Consider the following 18,233-nt stretch of genomic DNA (forward strand, 5'->3'; position numbering starts at 1 on the left):
CATATCATATATTTAACTTAATATCAGTTGCGTAATATCAAAGGTTTATCTCTAAATCAAAATGGAGGTAAACCTTTAAACATACATAGATCTAAATTCAGCTTGTGAAAAGCAATATTTTCAAAAGTGTCATTTTACAAATAAAAAATAATTTGACACACGAAATAATATTTTGTAAATTGTAGCTAAGGTGAAACAATATTTAAAAAGGGGTGATAGTTATTCGTAATATTTTAATATTATTGGAATCATCATTAGCGACATTGAATCCCTCGGAATATAGAGTAGCACAGTATATCATCGATTATCCGCATAGAACGATCAACAGTTCAATACAACATTTAGCAGACCTAACAAATGTCAGTGAAGCGACGATTGTTAGGTTATCTAAAAAAATAAAATGTAAGGGCTTTCAAGATTTAAAGATGGAAATTGCTATGGCGTTAAATAGACATAATGAAATTGAAGATGATTATGAAGAACTCAATATTACTGATTCCAATGAAAGCGTGATTAACAGTATTTCTCAAAGTAATGCTAAAGCGATAAGGAATACAGCTCAAATTTTATCACCAGTAGCGTTAGAAAAAGCGGCTTTAATGATACATCAGGCTAGGAAAATTTGTGTGTTTGGTATTGGTGCTTCAGCAATTATTGCAGAAGATTTAAAGCAAAAGCTCACACGCATTGATAAGTGGTGTGAGGTTGGCAAGAGCTATGATGAACAAGCGACATTGAGTGCCAATGTGACAAAAAATGATGTTATTATTGCTATTTCGAATACTGGCCAAACAGAAGATATTTTGCAGTCATTAGCATTAGCACATAAAGCGGGGGCTCAAATTATTTCCATAACTAAATATAGCAATAATGATGTAGCAGACTTAGCACATATTAACTTGTTTTATAGCTCTTCAGAAAAGCCAGTGAGAAGTGCAGCAATGAGTTCACGTATAGCTATGCTCAATGTCATAGATATTTTATTTGTATCATTAGCCAGTAGAGATTATGAACGACATACGAAATTATTAGAGCGTACACGGCAAGCAGTTAAAGTTAAAAAAAGAAAATATTGAAAGGGTGTTGTTTTATGAAAGTAATAATGGTTTGTTCAGGTGGCATGTCTAGTTCTATGATTGTTGATGCTGTGAAGAAAGAGGCGGCAAAAGAAAATTTTGATTTGGAAATCGTAGCAGTTGGTACCGAAGCATTTGAAAATGAAATTGGTGATTATGACTTAGGTTTAGTAGCACCTCAAGTGAGACATCGATTAGATAAATTTAAAAAAGTCGGTGAAGCAGTTAATAAACCTGTAGATGTCATAGATCCAATGGGCTATACACCGATTGGCGCACCTAAAATTTTAAAGCAAATAAAAACGTATGTATAAGTACTAAATTAAATAAGTAAACAGAGGGTGTATGTTATGCAGAAATTTTTGAAATGGATTGAAAAGGTATTAATGCCACCCATGGCCAAAGCTTCTGAGCAACGACATTTAACTTCTATTCGTGATGGTATTATTGCAACACTACCACTTATCATAGTTGGATCGTTCTTTACTTTATTTGCGTCTCCTCCCATACCAGCTTTAGAAAAATTAGTAGAACCGCATGCTGAGAAGATAATGATCGCTAATAGAATGACGTTGGGACTGATGGCAGTTTACGCTGCATTTTCAATGGGATATAGTTTAGCAAAATCATATAAAATGGATGGCCAAGCAGGTGGATTACTTTCACTAGCAACATTTTTAATGATGACGTTACCGCTCAACTTAGATGATAAATTACCTAAAAGCGATGCTGTGGGTTATGTGTTGCCTATGGCAGATTTAGGTGGTTCTGGTTTATTTGTAGCAATCATTTCAATGATATTTGCTGTTGAGATGATGAGACTCGTAGTGAAGTCAGGGTTTACGATTAAAATGCCGGATCAAGTTCCGGGATCTGTTGCACGTTCGTTTGAATCTTTGGTACCTGCAATTGTCATTATCGTTATTTCTTGGTTTGTAAGAGTGATATTAAACATAGATTTAAATGCCATTATTAATAAAATCTTTGAACCTTTAGGTAATTTTGCTGGTGATAGTTTATTAGGTGCTTTGATTCCTGTGTTTTTCATTGTACTTTTATGGTCAGCAGGTATACATGGTGTGGCAGTAATGGGGGCAGTCTTCCAACCTATTTGGTTTTCATTATTAGATCAAAACATAGATGCTAAGGCTGCTGGGGAACCATTACCACATATTATTGTCGAACCATTTTTCCAGTGGTTTGTATGGATAGGCGGTGCAGGAGCGACACTGAGTTTGTGTATATTGATGATATTCTCAAAATCTGAATATTTGAAGAAAGTAGGACGTTTTTCCATTATACCGAGCATATTTAATATCAATGAACCACTTATATTTGGTGCGCCGTTAGTTATGAATCCGATTCTTGCGTTACCGTTTATAGGGATTCCACTTATTTTAACGACGATTACTTATTTTGTATTTAAGTTAGGTTTGATAGCTAAAATCACGATACTTGCGCCATGGACATTACCGGGGCCTTTAGGGGCATTATTTGCAACGAATGGTGACTGGAGAGCACTGGTGTTAGTCGTATTTAATCTTTTAGTAGCAGTAATCATATACTATCCGTTCTTTAAAATGTATGAGCGTAAAATGTTAGAACAAGAACAAGGCGCTACGAATGATGATTATACCGACGATTAATTGAGATGGGGAGATTTGATGAGTGAACAAAACGAACAAATTATTTTTGAAATTATTTCACATGGTGGTAATGCGAAAAGTTTAGCATATGAAGCTTTGGATGCGGCTACCGCATTTAATTTTGAACAAGCGAATGAACTGATGGCAGAGTCGAAGCAAGAAATGAGTAAAGCACATAATATACAAACAGAATTAATACAGTCTGAAATAAATGGTGACAAAGTACAAACATCTTTATTGATGATACATGCACAAGACCATTTAATGACAGCGATTAGTGAGAAAAATTTAATTGAAAAAATGATTGAGTTATATCAAAAATTAGAAGAGAAGTGTTAATATGATGCGATTGATTTATTTAATAGTATTATTTTTACTCATATTTTGCTTTTATAAAATAGCCCATTTTATAGTCAATAAATTTCATTTTAATAGATGGTTATTACTGATAGGTATACCATTTATCGTCGTTGTCCCTGTAGTTATATTTGAAAATATTAATTTGTTTGGATGGGGAATAATATTACTTTTATTAATATTTACGAGTATCCTCTTTTTTGAAAAATCTCGTGTATTGATTGAGCAACGTCAAATGCGTGGCATTATATATAAATCAAATAAGGAGTAAATATATATGCATAATTTAGGAATATCAGTTTATCCGACACAATCAGATTTAAGAGAAATGTGTGACTATATTAAAATGAGTGCAAAATTCGGATTTAAGCGCATCTTCACAAATTTACTTTCGGTTAAAAGTGATGAAGAAGCGGTTTTTAATAAATTTAAGTCAGTGGTAAGCGTTGCTAAAGAGAATGATATGACAGTGATTGCGGATATTAACCATAAAGTTTTTGAAGCATTGAATTTAAAGCGTGATGATTTGTCCTTTTTTAAAACACTAGGCGTATCAGGAATACGTGTAGATGCAGGATTTTCAGCTCAAGAAATAGCGCAGCTGAGTTATAACAAACAGCATATGTATGTAGAGTTAAACATCAGTGTAAGTGATACATTTATTGAAGATGTGTTAAGTTATCAACCTAATTTAGACAAACTTATAGGTTGTCACAATTTTTATCCTCAAACCTATACTGGTTTATCATATCAACATTTTGTAAATACGAGTGAAGTTTATAAAAGAAATAATGTTCACACTGCAGCTTTTGTTACTTCACAAGAAGCAACAGTAGGGCCTTGGATAATTATGGAAGGCTTACCGACATTAGAAAGTCATAGGAAATTGCCTATAACAGTACAAGTTAAGCATTTATTAATGACGAATTTAGTAGATGATTTTATTATTGGTAATGCATTTGCTTCTGAATCTGAGTTACAATCACTTTCAGAAATTAATTTAGCAATGCCTAGTTTTGATGTTTATTTAAATAACGATATTACTGGATTAGATGAAACTATTGTGACAGAGGAATTTCATTTCAATCGGGGGGATATTTCAGATTATGTTATACGGTCAACAATGAGTCGCGTTCATTATAAGGATGAGCCATTCCCGCCAAATAACACAAAACAAATTAAAAAAGGTGATATTGTGATTTGTAATGAACAATATGGTCACTACAAAGGGGAGCTGCAAATCGCATTACAAGATATGGAAAATCATGGTTATAAAAATGTTATCGGACATGTAAAAAAAGAAGAACATTTCTTATTAAATTTATTAAAACCTTGGCAGTCTTTTGAATTAAAAGTGATATCATAATCTTTGTTTTATAGTGCGTGACTGCTTGGTTATTTAAGTATAAGTGGAAAGATTATAAAAAATAAATTGATTATGCAGTAATCGATAAGTGTGAAAAGTAGTTGTTTCTCACAAAAAGCATGATATGTATTTACCATAAGAGACTAAGCAATAGAAAAATTTTGAATTTAAACCCAATCAGTAGGACTAAAATAAAGGCACTTTCGTTAAATTCATTATAAATGAATCGTACGGAGGTGTTTTTCTATGTACAGCGTTTTTAATCCAATGAAAATGAAGGATATTGTGCCAAATAAATTAGTGTTAAAGCATATAAGAAACTTTTATGGGATATTAAAATTATTCAATTTCCATTTTAGAGTCTAGCCGATAAATCGGTCTTATATCTCAAAAGAAAACCACTCATTTTAAGAGTGATCTTGATTCATAACATTAAAACTTCTGATAATCATTGGTTATGTAAATTAGACAGCTTTATATAAATATTATTCTGGGTTGTTGAAATTATAATACACTTTTAATCTCGCATTGGAATCAAAGCAATAATATTTTACAGAAAATTTACATTTTTCTGTAAACGATTGACTGTCTTTCTGTTGCGTGATACATTTTAAGTGATTTTAATAGTAAATTTACATCATGTATTCTCAAAATAAAGGATGGGATGATGATGAAAATTAATAATCATTCAATTAATGGATATTCAGACATTAATAGTTCTGAAGCGATGAAATATGCAGGAGGATGTTGTTCTTGTAGTTGTTCATGTTCTTGTAGCTGTTCATGCTCTTGTACATGTGCCTCAACAGCAGCGTAATAAATCAAAGTCTAGGCTTGGTCTATATAGATCAAGCTTTTCTAAATCTTAAAGGTGAGTATATGAAAATTTTAATGACAGTTAAAGATTTAAATGTTGATTTAAATAATAAAAAAATTTTAAACCTTAATAATCGTACTATAGATATTTATATTGAAGATAAAATAGCTCTAATTGGAAAAAACGGTGCGGGTAAAACTACTTTAATTAATTGTTTATTAAATGAGATGAATCACAGTGGTGTCATTGATAGAAAGATAGGTACTAAAGATATAGGGATTGTTTTTCAAGAAAATAAGTATGGAGATTTAATAAAAGTACACGAATTAATTTATTTAGCAACAACTTATAGCAAACGAAGTAAACAATTTAAAGAATTTACGAAAGCTTTCTCTTTAGAAAATCTCATAAATAAATTTGTTAATGATTTATCCTTAGGAGAACAAAAGCGTTTAACTGTAGGATTAGTCTTAAGTAAACAAAAAAAACTATACATATTTGATGAATTAACATCTGGATTAGATTATGAAAAAAGACAAAATTTATTACATAAAACTAAAGAAATTACCCAAAATAAAGCTGTAATTAAAGTCACGCATTACTTTGATGAAGTTGAAAACTGGGCGAATAAATTAATCATATTAGATAAAGGAGAATTATTGTATTACGGAAGTATAGATCAATTTTTTTCAAAATTTTATCATTATGCGCTGATTGAAATAGTTAATCAAGAATTAGATTATTTAGTTAGAGAAGTTATTAAAAAAATAAATGCTGATGTATATTTTAATGTTAAGGTTTTCACCTACAATAAAGAGCAAATGAACGAAGTTATTAATATATTAAATGAACGAAAAATAGAATTTAAAATAAACATGCAAAATATATATTCAACATATTTAATCTCAACTTTGGAGGAAATATGATAAATAAAATTTTGTTAAGTATAAAAATGCAATTTAGAGTTCCTATATCTGTATTTTTTTCATTAATTTTCCCAATAATCATGATGTTAGTTATTATTATGTCTTATGGAAACTTCAATATAGGAAATGGGAGACATTTTATAGATAAATATTTTTTAATTAGTACAAGTATCGGACTACTACCTATTGCTTTTATTAGCTTTCCAATTTGGTTAAGTGAAAGCATTGAGAATGATACACTGAAAAGATTAAAATATTTTGACGTAAATATTAGCAGTCTAATTATTTCTAATATTATTTCATACTGTTTTTTAGCGATTTTTAGTGTTGTTTTAAATATCATTATTGGTAAAGTATTTTTTTCGTTAATTTTACCTAGCGCACAATATTTTATAACCTTTTTTTTACAAATTTTTTATAACATCATAGCCTTGTTAATGGTAGGAACTTTCTTAGCTTTGTTAATAAAAAAGAGTAAAATTTTATTACCTTTTGGAATGATATTGCTCTTTCTTACTTATATGATTATTGGCGTTTTTGTACAGTATGGGGAACTACCCAATGTTTTAAAAGAAATAGGGAACTGGATTCCAATAAAATATGCTACAAATGATTTTTATTCAATTTGGACAAATGAATATATGTGGGATTTATCCTTTTTGAAAATAAACTCACTGTATATTTTAGTAACGGGTGCTTTAAGTTTATTTATTTATAAGTTTAAGAAATGAGGATAATAATTATGTTGAAGAAACAAGAAATACGAGTGATTATTGAAATTTTAGCGGGTATCGTTTTATCTGCTATCATAACGGCTATTTCGATTTCAATAGGTTATTTTATTATCAATAAAAATGGTTATGCGCATTTTGATGTAAATTTATTAGGAGTAAATTTATACAAAATACATAATCATGGCAACAGTGGAGAACCAATTATAACGAATATTATGTTTTTAGGTGTAGCCCTATCCATATTGTTAGTCATCATTATTGAATTAATTGTAGCAAGTAAAAAAAGAGGTAAAAAGCAATGATTAATTATCAATTAAAGGGAATGTTTAACCAGCATTCACTATTTAAATTAAACGAGGATAATATTGCAAATAATGATAATCGAAATAACTTTGCTCAAATTATTTTAGGGAATCAAGAATCAGAATCTTTAAAGTACTTACTAAATGTAAATCATCAGAGGCTCAGTGATTTTAAAAGTATGTTAGCTTATAATGAATCGAATTATGCAGCTTTAGTTAGCGAACATCAAATTTTGAATGAGATTAATGATGAAGATACAAGATTGCTTCCTAAAAGTGATAAAAAAATAAAAGAATCTTTTTATAATGTTTTAAATCATAGAAAAAGCACAAGAGAATTCACATCTTTTGAAATGGCTAGTAAAGAACTATCAACAATACTTAAATTTTCTTTTGAAATAGCGTCTAGAAAAGTGGATTATGAGGATATAAAAACAAGTACTCGATTTTATGCATCGGCAGGAGGGTTATATCCTATTGATATATATCTTTATATCAACAACGTAGAGGACTATGACAAGGGCATTTATTTATACCAACCGATAAGTCACTCATTATTAAAAATTGTGGATCAAAAGGACATAAAAAAGATGATTTATTAGAAGGCAATAATATAGATATAGGAAATTGTAATTTTTTAGTCTTTTTTGGCTATAATTTTAATTCTAGTTTTTTGAAATACGGAGAATTAGCGTTATTAAATAGTTTGATAGAGATCGGTTGTATGTCTCATAATTTTGGTTTAGTCATTACATCCTTAGGATATACAGGGTTACGTCCTAGTCTATCTAGTCTCCAAACGACAATCGTATCCCCTGACCTCGCAAATTCAATTGCTTTATCTAAACCAGGTCGCTTACTTTTTGAACCACTCATATGGTCATTAAATATCTTTTCACAACCATATGTATTTAATCGATCCTCCTGTAAATTTTAATTTTGTAATCCAGTTGAAACTCTTGCATAACCTATTTTCAAAATACAAACCTCCTATATACACATTCAGTGTACCATAACTTAATTACAAGGTCTTTTGTGAACATAGATTTTTGTTGGGTTTTTGAACACATAATTCTATGTAATACTTACTTATTTTGACATAAAACAAGAGTGTACAGAAAATGGTTATTTTCTGCACACTCTTTAAGTTACCAATTTTTTATTGTAAAATATGTATAAATTATATTTGAGGAGGTGTCTAAATGTTTCTTATAGCTTATTGTTGCAGATATTTACAAATCATACGCAACAAATTTTCGATTTTAATTTCAAAATTGGTGAAGTCTGTCTTTTTTGAAATTATTAATCGGTCTATAAGGAACTGACACTATATACTTCTTCCTTATAGATAACATGGAGGAAGAAAAATGAATATACTAAATGCCTCGAATGTTTCTAAAAGTTATGTAGAGGAAACTTTATTCGATAATATTAAGATGACCCTTAATTCTGGTGAAACTATAGGATTAGTAGGACGTAATGGTGAAGGGAAAACCACTTTACTAAAGTTACTAGCTGGGTTAGAAACACTTTCCAAAGGTGTTATTAGTTGGAAGAAAAATGTGAGGATAGGTTATTTAAACCAAATACCTGATTATGAAAAAAGTACAAGTGTTTATCAATGTTTGAAATCTGTATTTCAAGAGTTAAATACTATATCAAAACAGCTTGAAATTATAGAAAATAAAATGAGCGAAGATACAGAAGATATAAGTATACTAATGTCACGTTATGGTGAGTTACAGACATATTATGAAGAAAATGGTGGTTATGAGATAGACGCTAAAATACGTAAAGTGACTCATGGTTTAAATATCGCTCATTTACTTGAAACAGAGTGGGGAGATTTATCAGGGGGAGAACGTACAAAAGTAGGCCTTGCTCAAATGTTAATTAAGCCTACAGACTTGCTACTTTTAGATGAACCAACAAATCATCTTGATTTTAAATCTATAGAATGGTTGGCTAACTATATAGAAAGTTATGAAGGTGCTGCTGTAATTGTTTCACACGATCGTTACTTTTTAGATGAAACAGTCAATCAAATTATGGAAATAGATCAAAAAGTACTTCATACTTATAATGGAAATTATTCATATTTTGTTGAAGAAAGAGAAAAAAGACTATTAGCTGAATTCGAAACCTATAAAACACAACAAAAGAAAATTAAAAAAATGAAAGAGTCTATAAAGCAATTAAGGACATGGGCAAGCCAAGCCAAACCACCAAATGCTGCAATGTATCGTCGAGCTAAAAGTATGGAAAAAGCTTTGAATCGTATTAAACGGTTAGAAAGACCAACTTTAAATTCAAAAAAAATGAATATGGAACTAGAAGAAGGTAAGCGCGTTTCTAATAGAGTTGTTGAAATGGAAAATGTTGCTAAAGGATATGACTATTCATTATTTGAAAATGTAAGTATCTTAATTAGAAGAGGCGAACATGTCGCTATTATAGGAGATAATGGTACTGGTAAATCAACATTGTTAAAAATGATTTTAGGAATTACTTCAGTAGATGAAGGTTCAATTAAAACTGCAAACAATTTAAAAATTGGCTATCTTTCACAACATGAATTTGAAAGTGATAACAATGATACTTTGTTGAATACAATTCGTGAAAAAGTCAATGTATCAGAAGGTCAAGCTAGACATATTTTAGCTAATTTTATGTTTTATGGTAAAGACGTGTTTAAAAAGGTTAATGATCTAAGTGGAGGAGAAAAAATAAGGTTAAGATGGGCACAAATTGTAAACACTGATTATAATTTACTTGTTTTAGACGAGCCTACAAACCATTTAGATATAGATGCCAAGGAAACCATAGAAGATGCTTTATTAGATTATGAAGGATCTATAATTGCAGTTTCACATGATAGATATTTTCTTAACAAACTATTTAATACTACTTACTTGTTAAAAGATAAAACATTAGAGAAGTTTGAAGGTAACTATGATTATATTAAAGAAAAAGAATTTTTATAAGTAATTGATACTTTAAGATTTAAAAGGATAGCTCTTAGCTATCCTTTTTCTCATTTATTAAGTAAAGTAATTCTCATATATCCAGTAAAGTGACAAATTGCTGTAATTTCAACAATCTGATTTGTATGTTTAGGGTGTGCCTATAATAAAAATTATATAAAAATATGCCTATTAATTTGTTTTTAACTTTTCACTAAATATAAATAAAAGAAAGCAGAAAAAATAAATAGAATCATGAATAATGATCCAGCTAATAAAGCGCTTGTTGCACGCTCATTATAAAGTCCTTTTATTATATATAGTATAGCTGTAAAAGAAAAAGTGATAATCATTGCAGCAAAGAAAATTATTGTTAAAAGTCCTACAAACTCTCTATATTATTTCATCCTCCTGTATATACACTGATTGCATTCCTAATCACTATGGTGTTATAATATCTTTAACAAAGATTATCAGGCATGTATGCACCAAATCCCCTTACTATGGCAGTAGTAAGGGGATTTTTGGTGTGACTAGTCGCCTATTCGTCATTACGCTTGCGTAGCCAATGCGCAAATAGCGCAACGAGACAACCACTTGCTGCTGTGGTCATGATGTTTACAAAGATTTCAGACATCGCGTATGCACCTCCTCTCTACGTCAAATTGACGCCTGAGAGATAGGCGACTACATTATTATATCATCTGTAAACACGCAAGCATATGCACTCCGATAAGTTGAATTATGTACTTAAAATGATAGGAATTATCACGCCAATATTTTATACAGAAGATAATAAAATAATTTGGTTCGTGCTTAATCTAATTACACCTCAGGTAACATTTCAAACACAGTATCCAACGTTTTTTTATTGTATGCTATTAAACCTACATGTCTTGAATAATTTCCCAATTTAGAAATTTGAAGATTCATGCTTTCAACTCTAGTTGTTAAAGATTTAGGTATTATTGTAATACCTTGCCCCGTTTTCACACTCGCAAATATGGACTCTAAATTATCTTTGTATTCAATTTCCAATTTCATTTCAGAAAAATTTTTTCTTATAAAGGTCAAAGTGTCACAAGGGGGAGTCAAAACAAAAATTTTATAGTTTTTAAGTGTGTCTACAGCTATACTTTCGTTATTAATTAATCCGAAATTTCTTGAATAAACAATCATGTAATCTTCAGAATACACATATTTATAAAACAATTTTTGACTCTCATTAGATGTAATATCTCCAATTATCACATCTATATCTCCACTATATAGATGTTCTAGCAATATCTGTGTGTTATTTTCAATTTTAATTTCTATATTATTATTCAACATTTTTTTCTGACTATTTTCTAACTTATATAAAGAGAAACTAGGAAGTAAACCTAGTCTTATGTTCGAATTAATTGATTCAAAAATTTGTAACTTTAAATTTTTCAAATTTTGCCTTACTATAAGTAACTTTTCTAATACTATCTCCCCGTTTTCAGTTAGAAATATACCTCGAGAAGTTCTATAGAACAAGTCACTTTCAAAATATTCTTCAATACTTTTGATTCTTTTACTAAGTGCTGGAGTACTGATATTAAGTATTTTAGATGCTTGATTAAGACTTTGATATTCAGCAACTTTGATAAAATCCTCTATATATTCAATATTCATATATTACGCTCCCTGTTAACTTTTCTTTAATACCACCCTTAATATATTCATTATTCCATTAATTACAATATTATACTACGCTAAATGACATCAAATATTTGTAAGAAAGGGTTAAATCATGAAGAAAATTTGGATTTTAACGTTAGGCATGTTTGCTTTAGGTATGGATACTTATATTGTGGCAGGACTATTACCTGATATGGGAAAAAGCTTTAATAAAAGCAGTGCTGAAATAGGACAAGGCGTTACTGTTTTTACATTGTTTTTTGCTTTATCTGCACCCATATTTTCAACAATATTGGCTAAGTATTCTGTTAAAAACATACTTTTAATCGCACTACTGACCTTTGGGGTAGCTAATTTAATTACGATGTTATCTTATAACTATTCAACATATATCTTATCTAGATGTGTAGCTGGATTAGGGGCAGGATTATTCTCACCTATGGCAGTTAGTTCGGGGGGGTATTTAGTAAGCCAAAAAAATAAAGGCAAAGCATTAGCTTTTATAGTTGGAGGTATGAGTGTAGGAACTGTAGTTGGCGTCCCTTTAGGATTACAATTAGCTGATTTAATTAATTGGAGGTTTGCCATAGGGTTAATTGTAATTGTAAGTATAGTTGCGTTTATTAGTATATCTATTTTACTTCCTAATTTTAATATGCCTGCAGCACCTAACTTGAAAGATAGATTCTCACTTTTTATAGATATACATGTATTAAGGGTGGTATCTGTAACTGTATGTGCTGCAATTGCCAGCTTAGGATTATATACCTACCTCTCTCAGGTAATAAGCGCAGCTGTTTCACCACACTATATTTCACTTTTTTTAACGACTTGGGGAATAGGGGGATTATTAGGAAGTTTTGGTGTAGGTTTAGTCATGGATAAATTTAAAAACACTCAAATTTTAATGCTTATTATTTTAGTTGTTTTAAGTATAAGTATAGCGTTAATTCCTACTTTAATTAAAATACCTATTTTAGGACTTTTGCCTTTCTTACTATGGGGAGCTATGGGATGGGCGACACAAGCACCTCAACAGCATATATTATTAAAAAAGCATGCTGAACATGGAAGTGCATCTGTAGCTTTAAATAGTTCATTAAATTATTTAGGCAGTGCTATTGGTGCTGCATTAGGTGGTTTATTACTTGCACAAGGAGGATCATTGAAGACTTTAATTTATGGTGCATTTACTGTGATTATTTTAGGAATTATTATTCAATTAATAAACATCAATATTGATAGAAAAAATGGAGAAGAATAAAATATTTCTGATATTGTTATTGAAGGGACTATTTCATATCGATGATTATACATATTAATAGAAGGAGAGTAGTTATGCATATAATTTTTGCGATAATTGTCTTATAAACTTTTTTAAATACTTTTGAAAGTATTTATTTTATAAATAATGGAGAAACTTATTTCGGAGCAAATTTACGTTACACATGGTTGCTATATATATTTTGTATAGTTGTTGCTGTTGCTAACTTACTTTTTAGAAAATATATACAAAATAAGTATAGTAAAATGGTAAATGAAAATATAACTAGTATAGCCAATGAAAATGAATTTTTCTATCAATTACCTATTGTGCAATTAACAGACGACATGCCAATAAGAGTTAATGGGAAATCAAATATTACTTTTCAATTATACTTTAATAACATTTTTCATAAGTTCTTATTTATATTTGACCTTTTTTCTATACCGGGTTTACTGTTAATTTCTGAAGAAAATCAAATTTGTTTGAAAAGTAAAGGATGGCTCAAATATAAATATGATATATATATTAATGATTGTTATAAAGGTACTTTTAATGCTAAAAGTCTATTAAAGAAAGAGGGAATAAAAAAATATATCAATTTTCTCATTCAAATCGATAACAAGGCATATGAATTAACAAATGATTATTTAGATTTAACTGTGTATATAAAAGAAGAAACTATCTTATTGTCAGGAAAGAGAACATATTTCAATTTCTTTTCTAAAAATGAAAAAAATGGAAGAAGGAGTGAAAAGCATATAATTAATGTAGATTCAAATCTTACTACAGAAAAAAAGGAATTGTTTTTAACTCTTTACATAACTGCATTGAATATAAGGAATTTTTAACTTGAAAATTAATGTGGGGATTTTATGGAATTATATGTAGAAATAATTCTGAAGGAAAATCATCTTTATTAATGAGTATAGCTAAGTAAATTTAGCTATGGGAAATTTTTTCTCAAAAAACAAATTAGTATATAACTGTAAGATTAAAAATAATGAAATTTTTAATGGGTTATTGGAAAAAATTGATTTCATTATGGAGAAATGAATAATCAAGAAAAATATATATTTAACAAAGTGTATTTATAGATACTTTAAAACCCTTGAAATGAGAGGTAGTATACTAGAGATAAAGCTAACATTATAAGGTAGGGTAATTTGAAAAATTATCAAAAAGATGATGACGAAACCATTTCTTTTCTATTATCTTCATCTGAAAATATCATAATGATTTTACTTTTGTATTTTCTCTTATTACATTAAGTTATATAAACAAAGTCTATAATAGTTCACATCAGTTTATTATAAAGAATAAGTACTTCTCTTCATAAAAAACACCTCCGTATTTTTCATTTTAAATGAATTCAACGGAAGTGTTTTTATTTTATGCCAAAAAGTGGGGACACCACAATCATGATTTGGGCTCTTCATTAATTATGTTTTATGTTCATTTGCTGAATCTTTAACAGCATCATATACCTCATTTGTTTCTGCTTCTTTTTTCTTGCCAAAATCGTTGGAATTAAGATTAGTTTCAATTCCAGTGAAGTTTACTGTGCCCCAAGATGAGTCATCTTGATTCTTTCCTTCTTTATCATAATTCCAAAGCGTCCAGGACAAATTATTAGCATTCATTTTCTTAATAATATGTTTGAAGTCATTAGTATTTGGTGCGATGTGATCTCCTTCTCCTGCAAGGTGGCCATTAAATTCTCCCATATATGAAGGAACATCATAATTAGCATCTTTAATGCCTTTTATTTTATTATCAAAATTTTCTTTTATACCGTCATGAGATTTAGCTTGTTCTCCCCATGGATAATTGTGATATTCATAAACAAGATTTTTATTATTTTCACCAAAATAACTAGGGTCTTTCATATCTTGAGGGTCCCATGTTGCTTCTAGAAAAGCGATATGGTCATCGTTATTATCTCTTATAGTTTTTAATGTATCTTTATAGAATTTTTGAAGTTCATTAATCTCATCTTGATTACCTTTTGTTCCTTCTGGTCCTTTAGGTTCATTTAAAATATCGTAACCAGCTATAGCATCATTATCTTTAAATTCATTTGAAAGATGATGCCATATTTGCTTTATTTTTTCTTTAGAATGTTCATCATCCCAGAATGTTCCTTGACCGCCATGGGCATAAGTAGAATGTGCTTCACCATTTTGACCATTTGGAGTCCCATGCATATCTAAAATAACGTATAGACCATGCTTTTTAGCTTTGTCAACAAATCGTTTAATTGTATCGATACCTTCTTGTCTTATTTGTAACTTTGTAGGATCTATTTCTTTATCATCACCTACTTCCATGTTCTTGTCATAGTTAGTTACGTTAATATAATTAATAGGTAGGCGAATGGTATTAACTCCCATATCTTTAACTCGTTTGAAATCATTATCTTTCCATCTATTATCTGCATATTTTTCTAAAGCTTTATGAGCTTTATTGGCATCGCCTCCCATTTTATCCTGAGTTTGATCAAATACCTCTTGATATCCTTTATCATCACCGTTTTTCTTTACTGTATTGGCGTAACCACCTAACCAGGCTTCAGTCGTAAACACATTCCCTGCATTCACACCTTTAATTGGGTATTTGCTATTATCTTCATCTTTTTGAACTATATCTTGACCCTGTGTCTGGAGTTGACTCATATCTTCGGCATGTACTGAATCATTTGGCATACCAAATGATGTTATCGTTACAGCTGTTAATATTGAACTGAAAATTGCTTTTTTCATTGGTATATTATCCCTTTCATTTTTTACTTGTTAATCAACATTATCAAAATCTATATCGTTGTCATTTAAATCGTCAATGACTTCTTGACTTAAAATATTTTTTTCACCATTGTCATTCATTCCATTAATTTTTGGGGCAAGTGGTAAGTTTAAGTCAAAATTAGCTTTATCAATTTGTTCTTTTTGGAAATCTAAGCGATCTGTAACATCGTCATCTTCGCCATATGCATCTTTTTCAGCATTTGTAGCATCATAGTTTTTACCTACAAAATTAGAAAGATACGTTTTTTCATCCCCTCGATTTGCAGGTGTTTTAACTCCATTTTCTTGTGCGTATCTTCTTAAATCACCAAAACTAGCATCTTGTATCTCAGCGTTTTTATCTTCCCCAGGTCCATGTTTAACTAATGCATCAAAGTATATATATTGTCCTAATTGAGATAATCCATCTTGTTTTGCAGCATCAATAGCTGGTTGATAGTATTCTTCTTTAATTACTTTATTTTGTGCTTTAACAAAATTATCTTTGTCAGTATCAAATGCTTCATACCAATCCTGTTCCATGCCTTCCAAACCAGATACATTACCACTGTGATTATCTTTCTTTTCTTTTAATTGGTCTGTATACTTTGCCAAAGGATTATTAGGATTAATTTCATTATAATATTTAACTACATCATACATATCACCAGTTGCACTAGTAAATCCAACTAGTCCAGCTGTATAGCCTCTTCCATCTTCATAGTCTCCAGTCCATGATCTATACTGTTTTGAATAATCATAGCTAGCATCCTCTGATGCACTCATTAAAGCAAATACACGCTTTCTTAAATCATAATTTTTATCCATATAATTATTGGCATTCAATTTTTGTACTTTTTGCGAAGTATGCTTTGTTAAGTTTTTTCCTTGTTGTTCCTCTGCAAGTGCTCCATTTGTCAATGGTGTTAGAGTCGATAGTGCGATAGCTCCAGATAATGCAATTTTCATAGTGCTTTTCATTTCAATACTCCTTTTCTAGTTTTAAATCGAATTCAAAAAATGGCTATAAATATTGAAAATACCAAATCAATAATATGTATGTATAAGCAAGCCTTCTTCCTCCCTCCCTCAAAAATGGTTAGCTTTACTAACAAAAAACATGGTAACTTTTCTTTCTGTTTTGTACAACTAAAGAAAACGTTTTCCAAAGAGACTTAATAGAAATTTTATTATATATAAATTTAATTAACATTTAATACATAAATAATTAATAAAACTTTTTCGGAATATAATATTTTGTAAGTGCATACGAAAAACTTTTGTTTGGTATTTTTATCTTATTATTATATTACATTATTGTAGTAAATTTAATAGAAATATAAAAAAGAACAACATGTCAACATATATCGCCCTAATGAGTTGTTTGAAAAACAATAACCTTTCAGTAAGTCAATGAATGATTATCAATATTTTCCACTCCTACCCACTATGGTGTTATAATGCAATTAACAAAGATGTCGTGCATGTATGCACCAAATCCCCTCACTATGCCAGTAGTGAAGGGATTTTTTGGTGTGACTAGTCGCCTATTTACTTATCGTTACGATTACGCAGCCAATACGCAGCCAATACGCAAATAAAGTAACGATACAACCACTGATGACTGTGGTCGTGATGTGAACAAAAGCTTCGAACATTGATACGCACCTCCTCCCTACGTCAATTGACGCCTGAGAGATAGGCGACTTCATTTTTATATCATTGGTAACTATGTAAGCACATCTACTTCCCACAAGTTGAATGATGCTAGTAAAGTAAGGGATAAATGAAACAACAATAGAAATATATACAAGATCAAGAAAAACATGTTAAAGAATATAAAGGTTATTAAAATTAATCCAATACCACTTAAGAGTCTAACAACTAAATCAGGCTCATAGCCCAAAAGAAAACCACCCGCAAGCAGGTGGTTTTGGTTTTATAATATTTAAAATATGTCGCACTTATTGTGCACAGTTATATGGATTGAAGTCCAATGGCATTGGTGTAGCAAAACCTAACATGACAAAGTCTTCATCGCCAGTGTTGGTCATGCCGTGCGCATCTCCTGGGAATGAAACGAATATATCTCCGGCTTTAATGGGTTTTTGTTCATTATCATTTGTGAAAAATGTGCCTTCGCCTTGTAGTACAATCCAAACATCATCTGCATCTTTATGTGTGTGACAAGGTAATGATTGTCCTGGTTTAAGACACCAAACCGCACCAGCTGAATGTCGCGTTTCATAAAATATGGTTTTTTTCGCTGCATCGTCAGAAAAATGTTGTAACTCATTTATTTTAAAAAAGCGATTGGATGTTTGTGACATATTT

20 protein-coding genes and 1 pseudogene are annotated in these 18,233 nt (G+C 30.1%); 14 read left to right on the forward strand and 7 right to left on the reverse strand.

Going from position 1 to position 18,233, the window contains the following annotated elements; translation table 11 throughout:
- The first annotated feature begins 212 nt into the window (after positions 1 to 212).
- From KA814_RS13795 to KA814_RS09740, 11 genes are all read left to right on the forward strand, one after another.
- A complete protein-coding gene (locus KA814_RS13795) occupies positions 213 to 1,076 on the forward strand; it encodes a MurR/RpiR family transcriptional regulator (protein ID WP_046206885.1) in 864 nt (287 codons plus the stop codon).
- A 14-nt stretch (positions 1,077 to 1,090) separates the two neighbouring features.
- A complete protein-coding gene (locus KA814_RS09695) occupies positions 1,091 to 1,390 on the forward strand; it encodes a PTS sugar transporter subunit IIB (protein ID WP_064209939.1) in 300 nt (99 codons plus the stop codon).
- A 36-nt stretch (positions 1,391 to 1,426) separates the two neighbouring features.
- The gene (locus KA814_RS09700) at positions 1,427 to 2,722 is read left to right on the forward strand and encodes a PTS sugar transporter subunit IIC (protein WP_064209938.1); all 1,296 of its coding nucleotides are present in this window, start codon (positions 1,427 to 1,429) and stop codon (positions 2,720 to 2,722) included.
- Between the two features lie 18 nt (positions 2,723 to 2,740).
- Positions 2,741 to 3,061, forward strand: coding sequence for a PTS lactose/cellobiose transporter subunit IIA (locus tag KA814_RS09705; protein ID WP_046206888.1), 321 nt, complete (start codon positions 2,741 to 2,743; stop codon positions 3,059 to 3,061).
- 1 nt (position 3,062) lies between these two features.
- Positions 3,063 to 3,350, forward strand: coding sequence for a hypothetical protein (locus KA814_RS09710; protein WP_080937846.1), 288 nt, complete (start codon positions 3,063 to 3,065; stop codon positions 3,348 to 3,350).
- 6 nt (positions 3,351 to 3,356) lie between these two features.
- Positions 3,357 to 4,445, forward strand: coding sequence for a DUF871 domain-containing protein (locus tag KA814_RS09715; protein ID WP_064209937.1), 1,089 nt, complete (start codon positions 3,357 to 3,359; stop codon positions 4,443 to 4,445).
- 667 nt (positions 4,446 to 5,112) lie between these two features.
- A complete protein-coding gene (stsA, locus tag KA814_RS09720) occupies positions 5,113 to 5,262 on the forward strand; it encodes a stapholysin S (RefSeq protein WP_107365368.1) in 150 nt (49 codons plus the stop codon).
- Between the two features lie 62 nt (positions 5,263 to 5,324).
- On the forward strand, positions 5,325 to 6,188 hold the full coding sequence (locus tag KA814_RS09725; RefSeq protein WP_064209936.1) for an ATP-binding cassette domain-containing protein: 864 nt from the start codon (positions 5,325 to 5,327) through the stop codon (positions 6,186 to 6,188).
- Positions 6,185 to 6,919 (forward strand): ABC transporter permease, encoded by a 735-nt coding sequence (locus tag KA814_RS09730; protein ID WP_064209935.1) that lies wholly within the window; start codon positions 6,185 to 6,187, stop codon positions 6,917 to 6,919. Before KA814_RS09725 ends, KA814_RS09730 begins: the two co-directional genes overlap by 4 nt.
- Before the next feature lie 11 nt (positions 6,920 to 6,930).
- The gene (locus tag KA814_RS09735) at positions 6,931 to 7,224 is read left to right on the forward strand and encodes an LlsX family protein (protein ID WP_064209934.1); all 294 of its coding nucleotides are present in this window, start codon (positions 6,931 to 6,933) and stop codon (positions 7,222 to 7,224) included.
- The gene (locus KA814_RS09740; protein WP_226955457.1) at positions 7,221 to 7,826 is read left to right on the forward strand and encodes a nitroreductase family protein; all 606 of its coding nucleotides are present in this window, start codon (positions 7,221 to 7,223) and stop codon (positions 7,824 to 7,826) included. Before KA814_RS09735 ends, KA814_RS09740 begins: the two co-directional genes overlap by 4 nt.
- Before the next feature lie 169 nt (positions 7,827 to 7,995).
- Here KA814_RS09740 and KA814_RS09745 read toward each other — a convergent pair.
- A pseudogene (locus tag KA814_RS09745) lies at positions 7,996 to 8,202 on the reverse strand (recombinase family protein); the annotation flags it as partial.
- 389 nt (positions 8,203 to 8,591) lie between these two features.
- Here KA814_RS09745 and abc-f point away from each other — a divergent pair.
- A complete protein-coding gene (abc-f, locus tag KA814_RS09750; RefSeq protein WP_064209933.1) occupies positions 8,592 to 10,208 on the forward strand; it encodes a ribosomal protection-like ABC-F family protein in 1,617 nt (538 codons plus the stop codon).
- A 520-nt stretch (positions 10,209 to 10,728) separates the two neighbouring features.
- Here the strand turns inward: abc-f and KA814_RS09755 are convergent.
- Both KA814_RS09755 and KA814_RS09760 read right to left on the reverse strand, forming a co-directional pair.
- The gene (locus KA814_RS09755) at positions 10,729 to 10,824 is read right to left on the reverse strand and encodes a type I toxin-antitoxin system Fst family toxin (RefSeq protein WP_014287283.1); all 96 of its coding nucleotides are present in this window, start codon (positions 10,822 to 10,824) and stop codon (positions 10,729 to 10,731) included.
- A gap of 188 nt (positions 10,825 to 11,012) precedes the next feature.
- Entirely contained in the window at positions 11,013 to 11,846 is an 834-nt protein-coding gene (locus tag KA814_RS09760) for a LysR family transcriptional regulator (protein ID WP_064209932.1), read from the reverse strand.
- 118 nt (positions 11,847 to 11,964) lie between these two features.
- Between KA814_RS09760 and KA814_RS09765 the strand changes: the two genes are divergently transcribed.
- Both KA814_RS09765 and KA814_RS09770 read left to right on the forward strand, forming a co-directional pair.
- Positions 11,965 to 13,116, forward strand: a complete 1,152-nt coding sequence (locus KA814_RS09765; RefSeq protein ID WP_064209931.1) for an MFS transporter — start codon at positions 11,965 to 11,967, stop codon at positions 13,114 to 13,116.
- 266 nt (positions 13,117 to 13,382) lie between these two features.
- Positions 13,383 to 13,967 (forward strand): hypothetical protein, encoded by a 585-nt coding sequence (locus tag KA814_RS09770; protein ID WP_133170590.1) that lies wholly within the window; start codon positions 13,383 to 13,385, stop codon positions 13,965 to 13,967.
- 591 nt (positions 13,968 to 14,558) lie between these two features.
- Here KA814_RS09770 and KA814_RS09775 read toward each other — a convergent pair.
- The 4 genes from KA814_RS09775 to KA814_RS09790 form a co-directional block, all read right to left on the reverse strand.
- Complete coding sequence (locus tag KA814_RS09775; protein WP_064209929.1) at positions 14,559 to 15,878, reverse strand: glycoside hydrolase family 5 protein; 1,320 nt, start codon at positions 15,876 to 15,878, stop codon at positions 14,559 to 14,561.
- Between the two features lie 30 nt (positions 15,879 to 15,908).
- Positions 15,909 to 16,880 carry a chitosanase gene (locus KA814_RS09780; protein WP_064209928.1) on the reverse strand — a complete coding sequence of 324 codons (972 nt, stop codon included), beginning with the start codon at positions 16,878 to 16,880 and terminating at the stop codon, positions 15,909 to 15,911.
- Positions 16,881 to 17,446: 566 nt separating this feature from the next.
- A complete protein-coding gene (locus tag KA814_RS13800; protein WP_107365522.1) occupies positions 17,447 to 17,557 on the reverse strand; it encodes a type I toxin-antitoxin system Fst family toxin in 111 nt (36 codons plus the stop codon).
- Between the two features lie 306 nt (positions 17,558 to 17,863).
- On the reverse strand, positions 17,864 to 18,229 hold the full coding sequence (locus KA814_RS09790; RefSeq protein WP_064209927.1) for a cupin domain-containing protein: 366 nt from the start codon (positions 18,227 to 18,229) through the stop codon (positions 17,864 to 17,866).
- Positions 18,230 to 18,233: the final 4 nt, after the last annotated feature.

The sequence above is a fragment of the Staphylococcus sp. GDY8P196P genome, assembly GCF_017891705.1.
Lineage (GTDB): Bacteria > Bacillota > Bacilli > Staphylococcales > Staphylococcaceae > Staphylococcus > Staphylococcus ureilyticus.

What these genes read in the sequence shown, in the direction of transcription:
- KA814_RS09695 (WP_064209939.1), top strand. Translation starts at nt 1,091, where the DNA reads ATGAAAGTAATAATGGTTTGTTCAGGTGGCATGTCTAGTTCTATGATT.
- KA814_RS09700 (WP_064209938.1), top strand. Translation starts at nt 1,427, where the DNA reads ATGCAGAAATTTTTGAAATGGATTGAAAAGGTATTAATGCCACCCATG.
- KA814_RS09705 (WP_046206888.1), top strand. Translation starts at nt 2,741, where the DNA reads ATGAGTGAACAAAACGAACAAATTATTTTTGAAATTATTTCACATGGT.
- KA814_RS09710 (WP_080937846.1), top strand. Translation starts at nt 3,063, where the DNA reads ATGATGCGATTGATTTATTTAATAGTATTATTTTTACTCATATTTTGC.
- KA814_RS09715 (WP_064209937.1), top strand. Translation starts at nt 3,357, where the DNA reads ATGCATAATTTAGGAATATCAGTTTATCCGACACAATCAGATTTAAGA.
- stsA (WP_107365368.1), top strand. Translation starts at nt 5,113, where the DNA reads ATGATGAAAATTAATAATCATTCAATTAATGGATATTCAGACATTAAT.
- KA814_RS09725 (WP_064209936.1), top strand. Translation starts at nt 5,325, where the DNA reads ATGAAAATTTTAATGACAGTTAAAGATTTAAATGTTGATTTAAATAAT.
- KA814_RS09730 (WP_064209935.1), top strand. Translation starts at nt 6,185, where the DNA reads ATGATAAATAAAATTTTGTTAAGTATAAAAATGCAATTTAGAGTTCCT.
- KA814_RS09735 (WP_064209934.1), top strand. Translation starts at nt 6,931, where the DNA reads ATGTTGAAGAAACAAGAAATACGAGTGATTATTGAAATTTTAGCGGGT.
- KA814_RS09740 (WP_226955457.1), top strand. Translation starts at nt 7,221, where the DNA reads ATGATTAATTATCAATTAAAGGGAATGTTTAACCAGCATTCACTATTT.
- abc-f (WP_064209933.1), top strand. Translation starts at nt 8,592, where the DNA reads ATGAATATACTAAATGCCTCGAATGTTTCTAAAAGTTATGTAGAGGAA.
- KA814_RS09755 (WP_014287283.1), bottom strand. Translation starts at nt 10,824, where the DNA reads ATGTCTGAAATCTTTGTAAACATCATGACCACAGCAGCAAGTGGTTGT.
- KA814_RS09760 (WP_064209932.1), bottom strand. Translation starts at nt 11,846, where the DNA reads ATGAATATTGAATATATAGAGGATTTTATCAAAGTTGCTGAATATCAA.
- KA814_RS09765 (WP_064209931.1), top strand. Translation starts at nt 11,965, where the DNA reads ATGAAGAAAATTTGGATTTTAACGTTAGGCATGTTTGCTTTAGGTATG.
- KA814_RS09770 (WP_133170590.1), top strand. Translation starts at nt 13,383, where the DNA reads ATGGTAAATGAAAATATAACTAGTATAGCCAATGAAAATGAATTTTTC.
- KA814_RS09775 (WP_064209929.1), bottom strand. Translation starts at nt 15,878, where the DNA reads ATGAAAAAAGCAATTTTCAGTTCAATATTAACAGCTGTAACGATAACA.
- KA814_RS09780 (WP_064209928.1), bottom strand. Translation starts at nt 16,880, where the DNA reads ATGAAAAGCACTATGAAAATTGCATTATCTGGAGCTATCGCACTATCG.
- KA814_RS13800 (WP_107365522.1), bottom strand. Translation starts at nt 17,557, where the DNA reads ATGTTCGAAGCTTTTGTTCACATCACGACCACAGTCATCAGTGGTTGT.
- KA814_RS09790 (WP_064209927.1), bottom strand. Translation starts at nt 18,229, where the DNA reads ATGTCACAAACATCCAATCGCTTTTTTAAAATAAATGAGTTACAACAT.